Origin of the sequence: Streptococcus sp. HMSC061E03 (assembly GCF_001813505.1) — a bacterium.
In the GTDB taxonomy this organism is placed as follows: domain Bacteria; phylum Bacillota; class Bacilli; order Lactobacillales; family Streptococcaceae; genus Streptococcus.
Genome location: NZ_KV812805.1, coordinates 1 through 453 on the forward strand (window position 1 = coordinate 1; position 453 = coordinate 453).

The 453-nt window shown below is 51.2% G+C and carries 4 tRNA genes; all 4 read left to right on the plus strand.

From position 1 onward, the window contains the following. Positions 1-46: 46 nt before the first annotated feature. A tRNA-Tyr gene (locus HMPREF2917_RS10705) sits at positions 47-127 on the plus strand. 6 nt (positions 128-133) lie between these two features. Beyond that, positions 134-204, plus strand: a tRNA-Trp gene (locus HMPREF2917_RS10710). A 12-nt stretch (positions 205-216) separates the two neighbouring features. After that, positions 217-289, plus strand: a tRNA-His gene (locus HMPREF2917_RS10715). Between the two features lie 19 nt (positions 290-308). Then, positions 309-380, plus strand: a tRNA-Gln gene (locus tag HMPREF2917_RS10720). Positions 381-453: the final 73 nt, after the last annotated feature.

A 453-nucleotide genomic window follows, 5' to 3' on the forward strand; every position in this document is an offset into this window, starting at 1 on the left:
TGTGTCGGCGGTTCGATTCCGTCTCGCGCCATCAATTCAATAATCAGGAAGGGTAGCGAAGAGGCTAAACGCGGCGGACTGTAAATCCGCTCCTTCGGGTTCGGGGGTTCGAATCCCTCCCCTTCCATCCTTTACGGGCATAGTTTAAAGGTAGAACTAAGGTCTCCAAAACCTTCAGTGTGGGTTCAATTCCTACTGCCCGTGTTAATAATTATGGCGGGTGTGGTGAAGTGGTTAACACACCAGATTGTGGCTCTGGCATGCGTGGGTTCGATCCCCATCACTCGCCTATTTATTAATATTATTATTGGGGTATAGCCAAGCGGTAAGGCAAGGGACTTTGACTCCCTCATGCGTTGGTTCGAATCCAGCTACCCCAGTTAAATTTATGCCGGCGTGGCGGAATTGGCAGACGCGCTGGACTCAAAATCCAGTGTCCGCAAGGACGTGCCG